General features: G+C 51.4%; 23 protein-coding genes and 1 pseudogene. 13 read left to right on the top strand and 11 right to left on the bottom strand.

The window, feature by feature from the left end:
- Nucleotides 1-376: 376 nt before the first annotated feature.
- The gene (locus AC3B8H_RS09980; RefSeq protein WP_488441430.1) at nt 377-1057 is read right to left on the bottom strand and encodes an SOS response-associated peptidase; all 681 of its coding nucleotides are present in this window, start codon (nt 1055-1057) and stop codon (nt 377-379) included.
- A 184-nt stretch (nt 1058-1241) separates the two neighbouring features.
- On the opposite strand from AC3B8H_RS09980, the gene AC3B8H_RS09975 reads away from it, so the two are divergent.
- The 4 genes and pseudogenes from AC3B8H_RS09975 (at nt 1242) to AC3B8H_RS09960 (ending at nt 3882) form a co-directional block, all read left to right on the top strand.
- On the top strand, nt 1242-1634 hold the full coding sequence (locus AC3B8H_RS09975; protein ID WP_488441429.1) for a LexA family protein: 393 nt from the start codon (nt 1242-1244) through the stop codon (nt 1632-1634).
- Nucleotide 1635: 1 nt separating this feature from the next.
- Nucleotides 1636-2094, top strand: a pseudogene (locus tag AC3B8H_RS09970) (Y-family DNA polymerase); the annotation flags it as partial.
- Between the two features lie 6 nt (nt 2095-2100).
- Nucleotides 2101-2934: a DinB/UmuC family translesion DNA polymerase gene (locus AC3B8H_RS09965; protein WP_488441432.1), complete on the top strand. Its 834-nt coding sequence runs from the start codon at nt 2101-2103 to the stop codon at nt 2932-2934.
- A gap of 21 nt (nt 2935-2955) precedes the next feature.
- Nucleotides 2956-3882 carry a DNA/RNA non-specific endonuclease gene (locus AC3B8H_RS09960; RefSeq protein WP_427501748.1) on the top strand — a complete coding sequence of 309 codons (927 nt, stop codon included), beginning with the start codon at nt 2956-2958 and terminating at the stop codon, nt 3880-3882.
- Nucleotides 3883-4327: 445 nt separating this feature from the next.
- On the opposite strand, the gene AC3B8H_RS09955 is transcribed toward AC3B8H_RS09960, so the two are convergent.
- Both AC3B8H_RS09955 and AC3B8H_RS09950 read right to left on the bottom strand, forming a co-directional pair.
- Nucleotides 4328-4537, bottom strand: a complete 210-nt coding sequence (locus AC3B8H_RS09955; RefSeq protein ID WP_488441428.1) for a hypothetical protein — start codon at nt 4535-4537, stop codon at nt 4328-4330.
- 53 nt (nt 4538-4590) lie between these two features.
- Nucleotides 4591-4881, bottom strand: coding sequence for an AcrVA2 family anti-CRISPR protein (locus AC3B8H_RS09950; RefSeq protein WP_488441431.1), 291 nt, complete (start codon nt 4879-4881; stop codon nt 4591-4593).
- 290 nt (nt 4882-5171) lie between these two features.
- Here AC3B8H_RS09950 and AC3B8H_RS09945 point away from each other — a divergent pair, with 290 nt between their 5' ends.
- From AC3B8H_RS09945 to AC3B8H_RS09925, 5 genes are all read left to right on the top strand, one after another.
- The gene (locus AC3B8H_RS09945) at nt 5172-6149 is read left to right on the top strand and encodes a hypothetical protein (protein ID WP_488441427.1); all 978 of its coding nucleotides are present in this window, start codon (nt 5172-5174) and stop codon (nt 6147-6149) included.
- Between the two features lie 167 nt (nt 6150-6316).
- Nucleotides 6317-6895, top strand: coding sequence for a hypothetical protein (locus tag AC3B8H_RS09940; protein WP_427551925.1), 579 nt, complete (start codon nt 6317-6319; stop codon nt 6893-6895).
- Between the two features lie 73 nt (nt 6896-6968).
- On the top strand, nt 6969-7751 hold the full coding sequence (locus AC3B8H_RS09935) for a hypothetical protein (protein ID WP_488441426.1): 783 nt from the start codon (nt 6969-6971) through the stop codon (nt 7749-7751).
- A 319-nt stretch (nt 7752-8070) separates the two neighbouring features.
- Nucleotides 8071-8433, top strand: a complete 363-nt coding sequence (locus AC3B8H_RS09930; protein WP_488441425.1) for a hypothetical protein — start codon at nt 8071-8073, stop codon at nt 8431-8433.
- 237 nt (nt 8434-8670) lie between these two features.
- A complete protein-coding gene (locus tag AC3B8H_RS09925) occupies nt 8671-9201 on the top strand; it encodes a hypothetical protein (protein WP_427551922.1) in 531 nt (176 codons plus the stop codon).
- 53 nt (nt 9202-9254) lie between these two features.
- Here AC3B8H_RS09925 and AC3B8H_RS09920 read toward each other — a convergent pair whose 3' ends face one another.
- Entirely contained in the window at nt 9255-9452 is a 198-nt protein-coding gene (locus AC3B8H_RS09920) for a flagellar protein FlhE (protein WP_427551921.1), read from the bottom strand.
- A 133-nt stretch (nt 9453-9585) separates the two neighbouring features.
- Between AC3B8H_RS09920 and AC3B8H_RS09915 the strand changes: the two genes are divergently transcribed.
- Complete coding sequence (locus tag AC3B8H_RS09915) at nt 9586-9966, top strand: hypothetical protein (protein ID WP_427551920.1); 381 nt, start codon at nt 9586-9588, stop codon at nt 9964-9966.
- On the top strand, nt 9963-10709 hold the full coding sequence (gene istB, locus AC3B8H_RS09910) for an IS21-like element helper ATPase IstB (protein ID WP_427551919.1): 747 nt from the start codon (nt 9963-9965) through the stop codon (nt 10707-10709). Before AC3B8H_RS09915 ends, istB begins: the two co-directional genes overlap by 4 nt.
- 102 nt (nt 10710-10811) lie before the next feature.
- Here istB and AC3B8H_RS09905 read toward each other — a convergent pair whose 3' ends face one another.
- Together AC3B8H_RS09905 and AC3B8H_RS09900 are read right to left on the bottom strand one after the other, a co-directional pair.
- On the bottom strand, nt 10812-11081 hold the full coding sequence (locus AC3B8H_RS09905; protein WP_488441424.1) for a hypothetical protein: 270 nt from the start codon (nt 11079-11081) through the stop codon (nt 10812-10814).
- 68 nt (nt 11082-11149) lie between these two features.
- Nucleotides 11150-11452: a hypothetical protein gene (locus AC3B8H_RS09900; RefSeq protein WP_488441423.1), complete on the bottom strand. Its 303-nt coding sequence runs from the start codon at nt 11450-11452 to the stop codon at nt 11150-11152.
- A 133-nt stretch (nt 11453-11585) separates the two neighbouring features.
- Between AC3B8H_RS09900 and AC3B8H_RS09895 the strand changes: the two genes are divergently transcribed.
- Together AC3B8H_RS09895 and AC3B8H_RS09890 are read left to right on the top strand one after the other, a co-directional pair.
- A complete protein-coding gene (locus AC3B8H_RS09895; protein WP_488441422.1) occupies nt 11586-13643 on the top strand; it encodes a helicase-related protein in 2058 nt (685 codons plus the stop codon).
- Nucleotides 13644-13650: 7 nt separating this feature from the next.
- Complete coding sequence (locus tag AC3B8H_RS09890) at nt 13651-13953, top strand: hypothetical protein (RefSeq protein WP_488441421.1); 303 nt, start codon at nt 13651-13653, stop codon at nt 13951-13953.
- Between the two features lie 159 nt (nt 13954-14112).
- On the opposite strand, the gene AC3B8H_RS09885 is transcribed toward AC3B8H_RS09890, so the two are convergent.
- From AC3B8H_RS09885 to AC3B8H_RS09865, 5 genes are all read right to left on the bottom strand, one after another.
- Nucleotides 14113-14751 (bottom strand): hypothetical protein, encoded by a 639-nt coding sequence (locus AC3B8H_RS09885; protein ID WP_281020254.1) that lies wholly within the window; start codon nt 14749-14751, stop codon nt 14113-14115.
- A gap of 54 nt (nt 14752-14805) precedes the next feature.
- Nucleotides 14806-15129, bottom strand: coding sequence for an H-NS histone family protein (locus AC3B8H_RS09880; RefSeq protein WP_281020255.1), 324 nt, complete (start codon nt 15127-15129; stop codon nt 14806-14808).
- Between the two features lie 74 nt (nt 15130-15203).
- Nucleotides 15204-15431 (bottom strand): WGR domain-containing protein, encoded by a 228-nt coding sequence (locus tag AC3B8H_RS09875; protein WP_281020256.1) that lies wholly within the window; start codon nt 15429-15431, stop codon nt 15204-15206.
- Nucleotides 15432-15523: 92 nt separating this feature from the next.
- Nucleotides 15524-16261: a PRTRC system ThiF family protein gene (locus AC3B8H_RS09870; protein ID WP_281020257.1), complete on the bottom strand. Its 738-nt coding sequence runs from the start codon at nt 16259-16261 to the stop codon at nt 15524-15526.
- Between the two features lie 52 nt (nt 16262-16313).
- The coding region (locus AC3B8H_RS09865; protein WP_488441420.1) for a PRTRC system protein A at nt 16314-16782 on the bottom strand (469 nt) is incomplete at its 5' end.

Here is a 16782-nt window from a genome sequence, read left to right as displayed (position 1 = left end):
ATTTATCAGCGTGGCCCTGTCTGCTTGGGTATTTGGTTTTAATCTGTGAGATGTTTATTCTGTCCGTTTGGTATGATGAGAGATGTGGTAGGTGTTTTATTTTTGGCTATGTTACGTTAATAGCAGAAACGTTGATCTTGTGTTTAATATTTCCGCATTTTCCTGGGTGGCCTTATCCATTAAGCTATATTCCAATCATGTTTGAATTATACTCAGTGGCATTATTTATGTTTTTTGTGTATTCGTAAATCGTGTAGTATTGGTGTTAGGGAACCTTTGATTAATTTTCAACCTAGATTTTGATATCAATTAAATCAGCCTAAGTTTAGATTACACGAGACCATTGTAGCCAGAAAATTCAGTGATTACTTCCAGGCTAATGGTTCGCATTTTGTTCAGCAGAAGGTTCAATACATTTTGCATCATCATGCTGGGGTTTATTGACCCAATCGCTGACCGCTGTCAGGGTGATGTCGGCATAAGCATCGTTTTCGAGTAACGACAATACCGTGTCGGCTCCGGCGGCTTTGTCCAACCAGGCATGATATTGATCGGGCGGAATAATCACCGGCATGCGTTCGTGAACGGTTTGCATCCGGACGTTGGCGGCGGTGGTAATGATGGTGCAGGAATACAAAGCCTCCGGACCTGATTGCCACTGCTCCCACAGCCCGGCAAAGGCGAACAAGCCGCGATCTGCGCGATGTATGTGAAAAGCTTGCATGCCGTCAGCTCGCTTTTGCCATTCATAATAGCCATCGGCGGGAATCAAACACCGTTGGTGTTTTACGGCTTCCCGAAAGGCCGGCTTTTCAGTGAGGGTCTCCCGGCGGGCGTTGCTCAATTTCCAGCCGATCTTGCGATCCTTGGCCCAAGGCGGTACCAAACCCCACCACAAATTCACGGCTTTGCGCGTACCGTCGGCGCGCTCGACGATATTCAGAATTTTCTGGCCGGGCGGAATGTTGTAACGGGGTTGCGTGCGAATCGACTTCAGCACCTGGAAATGCTCGGCTAGTGCTTCGCTTGTTGCGGTCAAGCTGTAACGGCCACACATGGGAATAGGCTCTGAAACAAGATGAGAACAAATATAGAACAATTCCGGTTTCGACGGTAGACTATCCGCCCCTTGTCTCCGTCAACTTGCCATGATGTCCCATCCGTCAGTTCCATTCAAGCCCGCTATCGCCGCTGATCCAATCTCGGCGGCACCGGTGGGATTCTTTCGACCCAATAGATGGTTGTCGGCGCTACGCTTGCCGCTGTTCGCCGGCAAGGTATCGGCGGGCTTCCCGTCGCCGGCGGCCGATTACGTCGATAAAACCCTCGATCTGAACGAGTTGCTGATCCAAAAACCGGCGGCGACCTTCTTTGTGCGGGCTCAAGGCGACTCGATGCTCGGTGCCGGCATTCATCCCAATGATATTCTGGTAGTGGATCGCTCCGTGGAGGCGGTGTCGGGCAAGATTGTGATCTGCGCGTTGAACGGCGAGCTGACGGTTAAACGTCTGGTTTTCGAACAAGAACACTGGCGGTTGCGCGCCGAGAATCCGGATTACCCCGATTTAATCCTGTCGGACGAACTGGAGCTGGTGATTTGGGGGGTAGTCACCAGCGTCATTCATCCAGTTTGAGATGACAGCGGCGAACCGCTCAAAACTGATCGCCCTGGTCGATTGCAATAATTTCTATGTCTCCTGCGAGCGGGTATTTCGGCCCGATTTGCTTGGGCGGCCGGTGGCGGTACTCAGCAACAACGACGGCTGCATTGTCGCGCGCAGCCATGAAGTCAAAGCCTTGGGTATCAAGATGGGCGTGCCGGTATTTCAAGTGCGCGAACTGATTGATCGGCATCGGATTCAACTGTGCTCCTCCAATTATAGCCTGTATGCCGATCTGTCAGCGCGGGTGATGTCAGTGCTGGAAACCCACTCGCCGACACTGGAAGTGTAGATTGACGAGGCCTTTCTGGACTTCACCGACCTGTATCCCGGCCGTCATGACCCGATCGCTTACGCCCAACAGATCAAGCGCTCGGTACAGCGTCAGGTCGGCATTCCAGTCTGTGTCGGCCTGGGACCCACCAAGACCCTGGCGAAGTTGGCCAATTTCGCCGCGAAGAAATGGCCGAAAACCGGTGGCGTCGTGAATCTGTCCGATCCGGACCGACGCGAAAAGCTGATGAAGATCGTGCCGGTCGATGAGGTGTGGGGCATCGGTCGGCAGCTCGCCCAGCAACTCAATGGTCTAGGCATTCGGACGGTTTGGGATTTCGCCCGGCAATCGCCGCAGAAAATGCAGCAACGTTTCAGCATCGTCATGGCCAGAACCATTATGGAATTGAATGGTATCAGTTGTCTGGATCTGGAGACTGTGGCGCCCGCCAAGCAGCAAATTGTTTGCTCACGCACCTTCGGCAGGCGGTTGACTTCTTATGCCGAGTTGCACGCTGCGATGGCCGAGTTCACTAGCCGAGCCTGTGAGAAACTGCGCCAACAACAATCGGTTGCTGGTCAAGTGTCGGTGTTTATCCGCACCAACGGCTTTGCCCTGCACGAACCGCAGTATCAACGTCAGGCCAGCCGCTGCCTGGTCTTTCCCGCTAGCGACACTCGGGTGATACTGGCTACGGTTGAAAGCTTGCTGTCCAGCGTCTACCATTCAGGTTTTGGCTACTACAAGTGCGGCGTGCAACTCGGCGACATTTCACCCGCGTTAGCGCCAAATCAATTGGACCTGTTTGACGATCGGGCCGGCGCGGGCAAGGCCGATGGACGCGTGATGCAAACCGTCGACGCCATCAATCGGCGCTACCCTAAAGGCATTGCGGTGGCCGCCGCCTGGATCGACCAGAACTGGAAACCTAGAGCACACTGCTTGTCGCCACGATACACCACGTCTTGGCGGGAACTGCCGATTGTTCATTGCCGATAACTTAGACCAGGAGCTGCCGCCATGACGGACCGACTTACCGCTCACGCTTTACTTCTGCTGGCAATACTCGCGGCGCTCCCTATGTCCGGCAAGGCCCACCCCGGCAAAGTCAACGCCGAAGGCTGCCACACCGAGCGCAAGACCGGCGAATATCATTGCCATCCTGAGCGGGCCAAGCCCGCCACCGCACCGGCACCGGCGGTCAGCGAACCGATCTTGTCGCCATCGGCATCCAGTCCTGCCGAATCCAGCGCCGTCAGTCCGACCGAAGCGCCCACGATCGCCCGCGACCTGTTGAAGCTTGACTATCAGGGTTTTACGGTCTGGCTCGACTGCCAGCAGCGCGGCCCGGTTCGCTTCGAGTACATCGCGAGCAAAGACAGCGGTGATCTACCGCGCGCGAAAGACTTTACGCTCGATCCGGCTGTCCCCAAAGAATGCCAGCAGTTCAGCGCCGCCGCTTATGGTCACGGCTACGACCGGGGCCATCAAGTGCCGGCCAACCATCTTGACGGTTCCGAAGAGGCCCTCCGGCAATCGAACTACATGACCAATATCTTGCCCCAAGTGGCGCAGATGAACCGAGGCGCCTGGGAGCGAACCGAGGAAATCATCGAGTGTTACCGCGACCTCGAAGACCTGCACGTCATTGGCGGCGTGATTTGGGGGAATAACCCCGCCGACGACTATTTTTTGAGATCACACGGCGTCAAAACGCCGGACGCCTTTTGGAAAGTGATTATCCGTGGCAGCGATCAAGATCAACGAGTCGTTGCTTGGGTGGTGCCGAATAGCCCAGCGGCTACCAAGAGCAATTTGGATCAATACTTGATCTCGGTCGGCAATTTGGAACAGCTCATAGGTGAAACCCTCCCGGTCGCCGCCTACGCCAAACACGACAAGCCGACCGCGTCCTGGCATATTCCACGCGGATGCAAAAAAGGGTAGAGGGATTTCCTAAAACTTCGCACGGCTCCAGTATGCAGCTTTATAAGTACTTACCTACATGTCCGGGTTTTGTCGACCATTTCAACGCGTACGGTGCCGGCCGCGATCGGCACCGTACGCGTTGCCATCACCCTCGTATCCGGATTCTTTTGCTGCCAGATCAAGTCCGGCGGCTAGCTGAATCTTTCTCAGCTTTGATTTTTTTTGCCCCGGCGAGTGACGGCTTCCGTCCGTAAAGATTTTCGCCCATCCATGGGACGAAAATCAGGACTCCACCGTCACGGTGATTGCCTTCGGCGGCCCCGATTCGTCCGCGTCACCTCGTTTCGACCCAACAAGGGGATCGAAACATCGGCTCTCGCATGACTTAACGGTGTGTCGCGATGCCTTGCAGGTTTTCTGCGAAAACCCGCCCAGCACTACGCCTATCGGGGACTAAAATTCATCACTTCGCTTTCGCTTCGTTTCCATGAATTTCAGCGAATGTTTTAATCTTACGAATAACCGTGGCAGTCGTATGGATATGTTTCATTGCAGTTTCCTTTAACATGCGGGTTATCGGTGCCGACTTCCGGTAGCCGCAGTTGAAAGGCAAACCAAGATTGATAAGAAGATCATTCACCCAAAGATGATTCGCCTTGTCGGCGGCAGGCATTGATAACGCCTATAAGGCATATTAATCCGCGCTGCGTCTATTTACAACGCGCTTTACTCCGTCTGCATCACTACCCCAACCACCATCGGCATCAACCATTTGTAATTGAACCGCCGCTCGCCATCGCGCGGCCCACTCCAAAACCCGTGCCAGTGGCCTTTGCGTAAATGAGCTTTAACAGACCGGCCGCAGTCGTTGACGGAATGATTAACCGCCCGCAACTGATCGCCGATCTGCCGGCCCACTGTCCACACGCGCGGTTTTTCGGCCGGGAATAACCGCCAGCCGCGCTTCGTTTTAGTCGGCTGCGAAAAAACCTTCCACTTGCACACCCTTGGCAGCATTAGTTGCACGATTACAATGCTATAAGTTGCACACCAACTGCGCCAACTTGCACACCCTGCTGACCCACTGCGTCAGGAAAATGCCAATACGCCTGTCAATAGTCTTATGTCGACGATACCCCGCAACAGCAAACTCAAGAACCGACTCCGTTACGGTCAATTATCATTATTAATTTGTGTACAGGCGATGCGTATTTTTTGCGTATCGCCTTTGTTGACGTATTTAAAAAAAGAACCTGTTGCCGCTAAACTATGTAGTTAGAGTTTTTCTCGAAATTGGAGAAATGTATATGACCAGCATTAATGTATCGAACACTGCAGCATCTCCTTCGGCCATTTCGCAGAAACGAAGTGCTTCGCAACCGACTGAAAAACAAGGCAACAACAGTTCGGCTTCATCCAAAAGCACCACTGACACGGCGACTTTTAGCGGGCATGCAATGCTTTTGTCGAGGTTATTCCACACTAGTGATCCGAACGCCACCCCCGAGGTCGCGACGGTGTTTACGACCAATAACCTGAGCGGTAATTCCGCCAGTTTCCTTACGCAGTCGGACAGAAAGCTGATGGAACGCGCCTACGAGTATGCGCAGTCCAGCGGCATGGATTTGGAACAAGTCGATAATTTTGCGTTTGATTTGGCAAACTACCGCTTCCTACAGGCGACGGGTAATAACACCGGGGAGATCGCCGGCCAATCAGGTATCTATGACGCGGAAGGTAATCCTTGGGTAGGCAAATACAATCCTCAAGACGCTGAGCAGGTCAAACGGATATTGACCAATCCCTCAATAGAATCCACCGACATCGACAAAGGTTTTTTGGCCTATTTGCTGAACCCGCAAATCAGTGGTTTGACGCACGCCGTTAGCTTTGAAGCATTGGAAAAATTCATTCCCGCGCTGACCTCGCAAAATAGCCAATCGACCGATAAAGCGAGGCAATCGTTTATCCCGTCCGACCCAGGCTTGGTTCAAGCCTTGTACCGTATCGATCATCCCTATCAAGGCGCCAAATGGGACGCCGGGGCCAACGTCCCAAACAATGCCTCCGATCAACCGTGGCAGCATCTGAGTAAAACCGAGCGCAAACAAATCATGGCAGCCTATCAACTGGCATTACTGCATTCGGCCGACGCTAGTCTTAACCTCATCGAGCAGATGTCGCGCTTATCCGGAATCGCTAAGATGCAGCAAAATCCGGCTATCGAACCTTCCGAGGTAGCAAAATTGCTTGCCGAAACGATGGCTATCGACACGCGGGTTTAGTTTAAGCTGCCGCCCAGATGTTTTAACGCGGCTTCCGGCAAATTCTTGCCGTTTTTTAGTTTCTCGGGCATTGGGAATCTCGCTGTGCGCCGGTAATCATGGCGAACACTAGATGGCATGGGCATTGCATCACGTTTGAGCAAGCCGATTTGTCACAGGAGACGCCCATGACATCTACCATTCAAGCCTTAGCCAACCATTTTTCGTTCAATTACACCTCATTCAACGCCCAGCGGACCGTGCAAACGCATAATGGCCCGCGAAGCCAAACCGCTACGCAAGACACTGTCAGCATCAGCGACGCCGGCCGGCGAGCGTTGACAGCCAACACCGACACTCAAGCAAACGCCACGTTCCAGCAACTCATGACAGAAAAAACCGCCGGACAAAACTTTCTGCGCAACGCCGCTTTGGCGAATCCCCATTCCAGCGACTTCGAACAATTTGCCTACGCTCTGGCACACGAACCGCTATTGGACGGGCAAGGCGGTGGTGGTTTGATTAGCTTGGGGGCCTCGCCGAACGATCCGCTGCATTACACCAGTGGTGAACTGGTCACCGAAGAAAGCAAAGCCTACTTCACAGAGCAGGCCAGCCAATACCGGCAAGCGGCGGTTAAGTTGTACGATTCAGCCAAGGCGACTGGCGTTAGCGCCGGTGAAATCGTCAATCGCTTGTACGACTTGCAAGCGCAACAGCCGGCCCGATTCCGGGCCATGATGATGTGGCCGGCAGCAGCCGGCTGACTTGCGCTTTCCCAGTTTATTCAAACGCCACCGCCCATTTTTATAGCAGTCTGCCATCTGCAAGGAATAAGCCATGAATATTCAAATCGTCAATAACACCATGCCAAACGCCATCCAACAGCGCCATTTGATTCAAAGTCCGGACGCGAATTTTTTCACCGACTTTAAAGCTGCCTATGCGCGATACCAATCCGCCCCGCCAACCGGCTCGTCGTCGGACGCCGCTACACAAAACGCAACCACCACCATGGCGGATGTCATGGGCTTGACTTACACCGAAATGGCTGCAGTGCGCGGCACCAGTGCCAACGATCAGACCGCTTACGCCGCCATTTTAAATCGCGCCTATAGCCAAGGCGGCATGGAAAATCCGGTCGCGTTTTTGCAAAGCCTGACGCCGCAAGAACAAGGCGTGGTACAGCGCGCGCATTGTCTGGCCGAGCCCTTCGACGCCTCAACGATGAGTAAGGAAGGCGCTTACAATCTGTTGCTGCCGGAAGGTTATCAGGTCGATTTCAATCACGATGGCATTCAGGAAGTCGGCGCGGGTAAAACCATCACCTTTCCGCCGCTCGACGCGCCGGAACAAGTCAAGCAAGCGTGGTTAACGGCGACGCAAAACATGGATGAAGGCGACATGATGACATATCAGCTTCAGATGCATATCATGCTGTATGGGATCAACGTCAACGACCAAACCAGCAAAGCCTTGGCTCCTACTGATCAAATCGACAGCTACCGCGAGGGCGTTGATAAATTTCTGGCCTGGCTGGAATACGCCAAAGCCTCGACACCCTCCGATCAATATGCACGTGACAAGGCATTTTTTAGCGATATGAAAAGGTTGCTGGCGTAAGCACATTAAGGCAAAGCAACCCCACAACCGACAAGAATTTGCAGCCACGAGGCATCCAGGCCAGGCTAACGGATCAGCCAATTATTTTTACTCAAATATTCTTCACTCCGGCCGACAACTGTTCAGACGGCAGAAGGTTTCCTAAGCGTTGTGCTCAAACCTCAAACCGGTTTAAGGAGTGTAAATGCAGATTGGTCCAAATTCATCCCAACATCACTATCGTTTCTTGGAAAAAGTCGATCCCATGCCTTGGCAAAATCGATTCAAAACCGCTGATAGCACGCCAATCGGCCAGCGGTTTGACGTCATACAAATAGCCTTGAAACCGGATGAACTGAAACAAAAACTGGCGAACGTGGATTTGCACAATATTTCGCCGCATGACCTCGCCGTGTTGGGCGGTTATTTGAATTTCAACGGCGAGATTTCCGACAATGCCACCGGGGAATTTCTGGTATTGACGGTCAACGATGACCAATACGATTTGAATCCTGATAAGCCGATCGATGCCATCAAAGAATACGAAAGGCGCTATGCCCTCGTTAACCGCGCGATCGACAGTGGCGAACAAGGCTGGGACGACGCCAGGCGCTTTTTAGGCAATGTGCTTCACACACTCTACAATCTGGACAATGCCATAACGTCGTTAAGAGTTGGCTCACAGATCGACGCCAACGCGTGAAATTTGGCAATTGACGAAGCTCGGAATGTTAAAAATTTAGAGCCCGAAAGTCGGGCCGGCAATACGGCAAAACATTGCCGCTTAATATTGATGCTAGCCTTAACTGGCGGCAAGCCGATGCCGAAAACAGCCATCAGAACGCCATAAAACTGTCAAAATTCGCTGGCACAAATCATGCTGCTAATTTAAAAACTGATTTTGAATGTTTGAATTACAGGTTTAATAAGGAGATAGAGCATGTTTGTAAACACGACATCGAATACGCACCCGACTTACGGCACCTCATCCGTTGCCCGCAATTATCAATCTAACTCGGCCAACAATATCGTCGCTGGTAATACTGCGAGTAGCGGTGATAGCGTGCAAATAAGTGGCTCCGCATATAAGGCTTTAAACGACTCAAATGCCACAACATCAGATGGCGTTAAGCTTATCTTTGATCGAGTAAATAGTGACCCAGAATTTGCAAAGGAGATGGCTAGCGTATATACATACTCTAGAGATTTTGAGCTTGTAGATTTAAATGATTTGCCTAGCCTAAGTGACACATCGGCCATGTCCGCATATACTCAACACGTCAAGAGCTTTGAAAATGAAGCAGATAAAATTAGGGACCAGCGAATTCAGATTTATACTGAAATGAAAGGCAGTGGAGCTAGTGACGCAGATATATTTAACAAGATTATGCAGTTTAATAAAAATTTGCCGGAAGATTACCAATTAAAAACGGGCCTTGATAAATATAGCCAATATTTAAAATTTACATGATGATTCTAAAAACCGCCTTTATATTTAAAAATATAAAGGCGGTTATGTCATACTTAATATTCGTAGTTCACAATGACCTGATCGACTTGACCATAAGCAGGCGGAGATACCGAGCCAGAACCTGCGACTCCGAACGCATAAATCATTTTTTTGTTCGCAAGACGTCCATTGAAGCTTGAAGTAGAGCCACTTCCAGTACTGGTTACATTTATACAAGCACTTGTTGTATCGTGGCACAGGTAGACTATCAAGCCGGTCGGATAGCGGGATACCTACGCCCATCAACACGTCGATATTCGGGCCAACGACGAGTTTGTTCACGTCTACTACCAACGCCAGCTAGTAGCATCGCATATCCGCCAAATTGGCCCAGGCCGAACCACCTTGGACGAGCATATGCCGCCCAACCATCGTTTGTTTCGCGAAGGGACACTGGAAGGATTACAAACCTGGGCGCAATCCCTCGGCCCGTCTACCGTGACGTTTCTGCAACGTAGCTTGGAAGACAAGCGCCACTTTGCCAGCCGTCTGAAAGCCGCGCAATTACTAAGGCGAGAAGCCCAGAAAGACAACTGGCAGGGGCGCATTGAGTCAGCTTGTACCCATGCACTACGGTTGAATTGCCTGGGTTTTGACCGGCTAAGGGGGATTATTCGTACCAATGCCGATAGTCGCTTGTCCACGGTGACAACCGTAAAGGTGATTGAGCATGAGAACTTACGTGGCGCCGATTATTTCACCACCACACCGGAGGCACCGCTATGATCATCGCTGGAACCATACCTCATAAACTCGCTCAGCTTGGTCTGCACGGCATGGCTGCGGCCTTGGACAAGCAGCAGTCCGAACCAAAATATACAGCCATGCCTTTTGAGCAACGTCTGGGTCTATTGATCGAGCAGGAGCTATTCAGTAAAGACGCCCGCAAGATCGAACGACTATTGAAAAACGCCAAGCTCCGCTATCCCCAGGCGGTACTCGAAGACATCGATTACCGCAATCAACGTAGTCTGGACCCTTTGCAAATACAAACCTTGGCGACCGGTGAATGGATGCGGCAAAAGCAAAACCTGATTCTGACCGGTACGACCGGCACCGGCAAAAGCTGGATCGCGTGTGCCTTTGGTCAACAAGCCTGCCGGCGAGGGTTAAGTACGCTCTATATGACCGCAACCCGCTTATTTGAGAATTTAACCGTGGGAATGGCCGACGGCAGTTTGCCCAAACTGCGACGTCAATTAATCAGCGCATCGTTGTTAATCATCGACGATGTCGGCATTGGCGGCGTACCCGCTCAATTAGGGCCGATACTTTTAGAAATCCTGGATCAGCAATCGATGGTCGGCTCCTTGATTCTTACCAGTCAATATCCGACTAATAAATGGTACGAATTGTTCGAAGACGCCACTGTTGCCGACGCGATTCTGGATCGGATCGTCCATCGAGCCCATCCGATAGAACTCAAGGGCGAATCGATGCGGAAGCTGAGAGGTAAAAACACGGCGTAACGGCCTAAACCCCATTACTTGCGCACCCATCAGGCCGAGGGTGTGCAAGTGATGCACTTAGGTGTGCAGATGGCGTGCACTTGGGTGTGCAAGTTCGTGCAATTATGCAATCACTTTGTAGAGGCCAGTCTCAACATGAATTCTCGCGGGGGTTCCTTTGGCGTGTTGCCGCGTGAGTTTCTGGCATAGCTCATTAATCGCTTGTTCAGCGACAGACTCTATACAATGACCAATGTAATAAGGTGATGTTGTTTTATTATCAATGCCTAAAATAGACAAAAATTGCGCGTGTTTAATCAACTCGAAACGCGATTCGACCATTTCATTCAATCGATCGGTCATCGTTTTTTCAAGGCTTGAAGGCGAAGTCATTTAATTATCCTTAGTTTTCTAAATGATGAATTCAATCTAATACGGCATCTCAATAATGCAACCGCGTATTATGGGGATATCTGCTGGCTGTTTATCAAGGAATGCACGATGGATTTCGCCCCTTCAAATCCATCCAATAATGAAACAAACTCAGCAATCGGTTCGCTAGCGTTCACTTCGCCAATAAAACATTTCACTAATCGAATTTGCAAAGTATGGTAACTCGTGGTCACGGGGTGATTCGTTAGCATGTAGGTGCAATACAGGATTTGAAAGCACAGATCGTTCGTCGACAGAGTGATAAAAGCCACGCCTGGCCCTGAATAAAATGGAAAGTGTTTTTCTTCGACCAACGGATTGTTTGAAGTCATGGTACGCTCGCTAAAAAGATAAGGGTGGAGTGAATCAACTGACTACGACTACGCCAGTTTTGCGATTAAATTAATAGCGTTCTGTGAATATGCAATAGGCAATAGAGAATAAAAACAAGGATCGGTATGGTTAATGATTCTGAACGTTCACTACAAAGTTTTTGTCCGTCACGTAAAAAGGGAACATCAAAAACTAGCCGTTGCAATCTTGCTAAGTCGTGAGAAGATTGAGTTATGTTTTAGCAGGGCATTATTCTCTATGAACGCGACACCACTCGGTAAATTAAATACGCTCGGTATTTTGGAGTTTTGGCAATTACCATTATTACTGCCTAAACACTATATCGATCTGCGCGATTCAGCCATTGTCGAACAATTTCGCGTCTGGTTAGAAGGGCGGTTTTGTGTGGTTCGTGGCGTATTAACGGAGTATCGCGTCGTGCGGGATAGCGTTCCGAATCGCATGATTGTTACCTTGGTCGACACATCAGGCTTAACGGTACAGGCCACCTTTTTCGGTCGGACGAAAGACCTACTACCCATTTTGGCCGACAAGCAACATAGCACTGTGGCCATGACCGGAACGATGAGTTTTTTTTCGGGTCGACCGCAACTCAAAAATCCCGAATGGGTGGATGAAACCCAATTGGGCCGGGTGATACCGGTTTATCCAGGAAAACCTCGCGTCATCCATTCCGCTAGGGTATTCGAGACGATGCAAACCCTGTTGCCGGAGGCGATACCGGCCTGTGCTCAAAAGCTGTTGGAGGATCTGAATTGGAGCGTGGCCGAAGAATCGGAAAAAATCGGCTTGGTACTCAACGGCAATGGGGATAGTAGGCTTTCCGCCTTGTTAACTGCCATCCATCAGCCAGCGACGGTGGAATTAGGCGGCAAAGCGATTCAATTGCTCAAGCTGGTGGCGACAGGCCATGTATTGAGTCGTGCGAAACGTGAAGCACAACGGCCAGTGAATGGACATGCGGCCATACCGATCGCCCCGGCGTTGCCCGCTAAATTGTTCTCGGAAACAACCCTAACGCCCACACCGGAGCAGCAAGCAGTGGTCGAGGATATTTGCCGAGACTTGTGTTCGAACACCCCGATGAACCGCTTGTTGTCCGCCGACGTGGGCTTCGGAAAAACCTATGTGGCCGCGGCCGCCGCGGCCGCGGTTTTTCGATCCGGCGGCACGGTAGCCTGGTTATGCCCGAATCAGCCGCTCGCCGTGCAAACGCAACAAGCCATTGCTGGGTGGTGGCCGGATCTCGAACCGGCCTTGATCCTCGGTAACCAAGCGCAAACGGCATCCGTAGCTCGCTTTATGGTAGGTACCACAGCACTCATGCATCGTCTGCCGCCGAATAAGCAAATCAATTTTCTGGTTTGCGACGAATCGCAGAAGTTCGGGCTCGCTCAAATTCGGTCACTTATTGGCGAGCACACCCATTTTCTTAACTGCACGGCGACCTGTATTCCGCGAACGGCGGCGTTAGTGGCCTTTGCCGGCATGGCCGTTTCCTGCTTAACCAGGCCCCATGTCGATAAAACCATTAAAACCCGATTACTAACCAAAGCGCACCGCATACCGCTGTTCGAATCCCTTAAGCGTACTATCCAGACTGGCCATCAAGCCCTGGTCGTCTACCCCTTGGCAGAGTCGTCAACGGAGTGGGTCAAAGACCGTAAATCGGCCGAAGGAGCCTTTACACTATGGGATGCGGTTTTTCCAGGTCGCGTGCGCTATATCCACGGCCGTTTGTCGGATCAAGACAAACTGAATGCCGTGCAGGCGATGCGGGACAACGACGCCGACCTGCTTATCAGCACCACGGCGATCGAGACCGGTATCGATTTACCACGACTACGCCACGTGGTCATCGTGCATCCGGAACGGCTTGGCCTCAATACCTTGCATCAAATTCGCGGCCGGGTGGCCAGGGCCGGCGGGTTCGGCCGCTGCGATTTGTATTTACCCAAGGACATTGAGCCGGACTCGTTAAAGCGCCTGGAGATTCTGGTGCGCTATACCGATGGCTTCGAGGTTGCTCGAGAAAACATGCGATTGCAAGGCATTGGCGACATTGGTTCGTCCGGCCTGGCGCAGTCGGGGCAGACCGAAAGCTTCATTCCAGGCCACAAGATTAATTTCAAGGAAATTCACTGGGTGTTAAACCGTTGGTCAACGTGAGGTATCGATGTTTCCGGACTATCAAGCTGAAATACTAAAAGAAGATGCAGGCCAGAAATACCGTCCCAGCAACGGGACGGAAGGGGATCTATTCATGTCGGAAATTGTTGGCGGTGTCAATTGGAAACGCATTGCACAATTCCTGGCAAGACATTTCTATACCAGATCGAAGACGAGGAATATCCTGCGCAATGGCAAATCGGTAGCGATGGACAGCCGACCTGTACCGATTTTAAAACGGGAAGTTCCGTCTGAGGCAAGGATTATCGATGACAGCACAAGGCGTGCATCAAAATCGCCAGCCTGCTAGTTGCCTAGGCTCAATACCAATACCGATGGCAGCAGGGTTATACTGGGCAATATCGTCCAGCCATAGCGCATGGCGAACAATATGGCAACTATCAAAGAAATCGGCGCGACTCTTTTCAGTTTAGAATTTATATTCTGATTCATCAGTCCTTATCTCTATTCATTGAAGGTAATTTGGCCTATTACCGCGAATGATGTGGCCTTTATCATCGATGCGCCCTTCCTTGCGCAAGGTTCTAATGAGCAAGCTCCGCAAATAGGCATTCATCGCAATTTTCCGGTTTTCGTCGGTGAGATCGGTCATGTCAAGCTTGCAATTGCGGCCTTTTTCTTGGCACAAATCCGCCCGGATTTGATATTCCGGACATTCATCGAGAAACTGGTGCCGATCGCCGCACAGAGCGCGCATTTGAAAATATTCGCCGGTCGTCAAAAACTCGCGTTCTCTCAGAATCTGCCCCCAGATGCGTTCGTCGAGTACGACGCCGGCGGGCGGCGACTGCCGAAAACAGGGCAATTTCCCAACGGCGGCAACATCCAGATCGCCGTCGTCCAGGTTATCCCCCATATTGAACCGAAACCCCGGTGTATACGGCGAATAGGTCCGCCAAGGATAGCGGCTATGGGTCGGATACCTCGGGGTCACCGCATACAGGCTATCGGCTCGTTCCCGGCAGGCCGCGTAATTCTTTGCCTTATCGTCGGCATCGGGTTTTAGCGTAATATGCGACGTGCAGCCGTTTAGACCCAGCCAGACGATCACGCCGATCGACACCAAGAACGTGCGGCGCCTGGTCATACGTCGATCTTTACGCGTATCGGGACCCATTGCACCGCGCATTGACCGGATATCTCATATCGCAAACTCTGCTTTGTCCCGCCCGGCCTCCAGCAATGCCTGCATCCATTTTGGCGCCACGCCGCGACCGGTCCAGGTTTGAGCGGCATTGGCCGGGTTACGGTATTTGGCCGCGACCTTACTGTTGCTGGCGATCGAACCCTTGCCGGAAATCTCGATCAATTCCACGGTGACCTGGATGGAGTCGGCTAACGCGCGAATTTGGCGAATCACGTCCTTACGCTTCCCATTGATTCTCGCTTGGAGTTCTTGATTCGCGTCTTGAATAAGACGGGTTAATTCAGCTTCCGATTTACTTTCAAGTTCAGACACAGACATTACATTTCCTTAGATCGATAACAGTTAAAAAAACAGATTGCATATTGCCACAATCCTTTCAAAGCGGAAAAAGCCTAGCAAAATATTCCCACTAATAAATAGCCTCTTTTTTGTTTTGCGCTGAGTAACTCATTTTTAGCAGTAACCGCTTCCTCTTCCGAACGATACCAGTTAGAGCGCACGGTTCCTGGTGATCCAATTCGTCCCCATTCACGCACCAACGACCAATTGTCAAAAATACCGGGCGAAACCGTCAAGGTATAGAATCGATGGACATTCGATGCCTCATCGTGGCGTTCCATATAAATATCGCACATTAGAATCTTTATTCATGGAATAAACGAGCATCATACTATACGATAAAACCGGTTCATAGTCATTGTCCGAGAAAGAATTAGACGATATTAATCGGTATCTGCGAGCCTTTTGTAATATCAAGATAAGCTCCTTGCCAGTTTAATCCACCTTGTCTGACCAAGCCCCATATTAATTGCATCGCCACATTGGCGATCGCCCGGTTGATCGGTAATTCTTGGCTGGCTAATGCTTCTTCCATACTGCAAGACGGCGTGTTGTGATCCTCCATGCCCTCCAATTCCGGGTGAAAATCGAATACGGAGGGCAACGTGATGGGATTCTCGGCGTGATGCGATAAGCGACCTAATATCACTTGCCCGGTGTGCGACCCATTCCCGGTATCCAACCAAAGCGTTCGGCAATATTTCGAACGGCACGCTTGGCTCAAATCGGCTCTAAATTGCGCCACGTCCACGCAGGTAATTACTAGATCGAAAGCTTCCGGCTTATCGCATCCGATACCAAACATGTCCGGGATACCGACCCAATCCTGGCCGTACAAAAAATTAATCCGCTGGATGGTTAATACCGCCTTGTTATGGCCCAAATCGGCCGGGTAGAACGCTTGCCGGCCGATATTGGGCCGCTCGACCCGATCGCCGTCCCACGCGGTGACGTGGAAGCCTTCATGGCCTAATTCGCGAATCGCATAATCGATGCGAGCTAAACTGGTCAGCACTTCCGACCCGGTGCCACCGACACCGATCAACGCGATTTTCACGCGTTTATCCAACCAGTCCGTCGGGGTATAAAAATTAAAGTGCGTTTGACTCATCGTGCCCGTCCATTCGTTCTGTGCTGAATGAATAACGCCTTTCGCCTTTCTGTCATGCGAAAAGCGACCTGAAATCCACGCCATCGAAGAAATGTCCGTTCACGTTCATTCGGGACGCGTAGCTTTTTGGCCCCTGGCAGTGGCCGATCACGCCGGCCACGTAAAACCCTTGTTGGTCGGATAGATCGTCGGTTTCGGAGAAGTACGCGGGATGAAGTCCGTGCGAATGCAGGTCCAGAACGAGCACGGCGTGGCGGGGTATCCGATTGCGATACGACACATGCCCCGATCCGACGCTGAGGATCGTCGGCTCGATCAATTCGTAGCACTGTTGCTCGTTATCCCAGGTTACCCATCCCGCCCATTCGTTGGGGCACGCCGATGTGGCCTTGTACTCGATGGTTTCCAATATCGGTCTCGGTATTGGCCCGTTTCGAAGCCGAATCCCTGGTTCACCCAGCGCACCGTAGGGCAATGGGATGATCGAGCGGGCCACCGGGAGCCTGACTTCGAGCACCTCG

The sequence above is a fragment of the Methylomonas sp. BG-2 genome, assembly GCF_057766305.1.
Note: the sequence above shows the minus strand (reverse complement) of the source record. Positions and strands in the feature narration are given on the sequence as shown.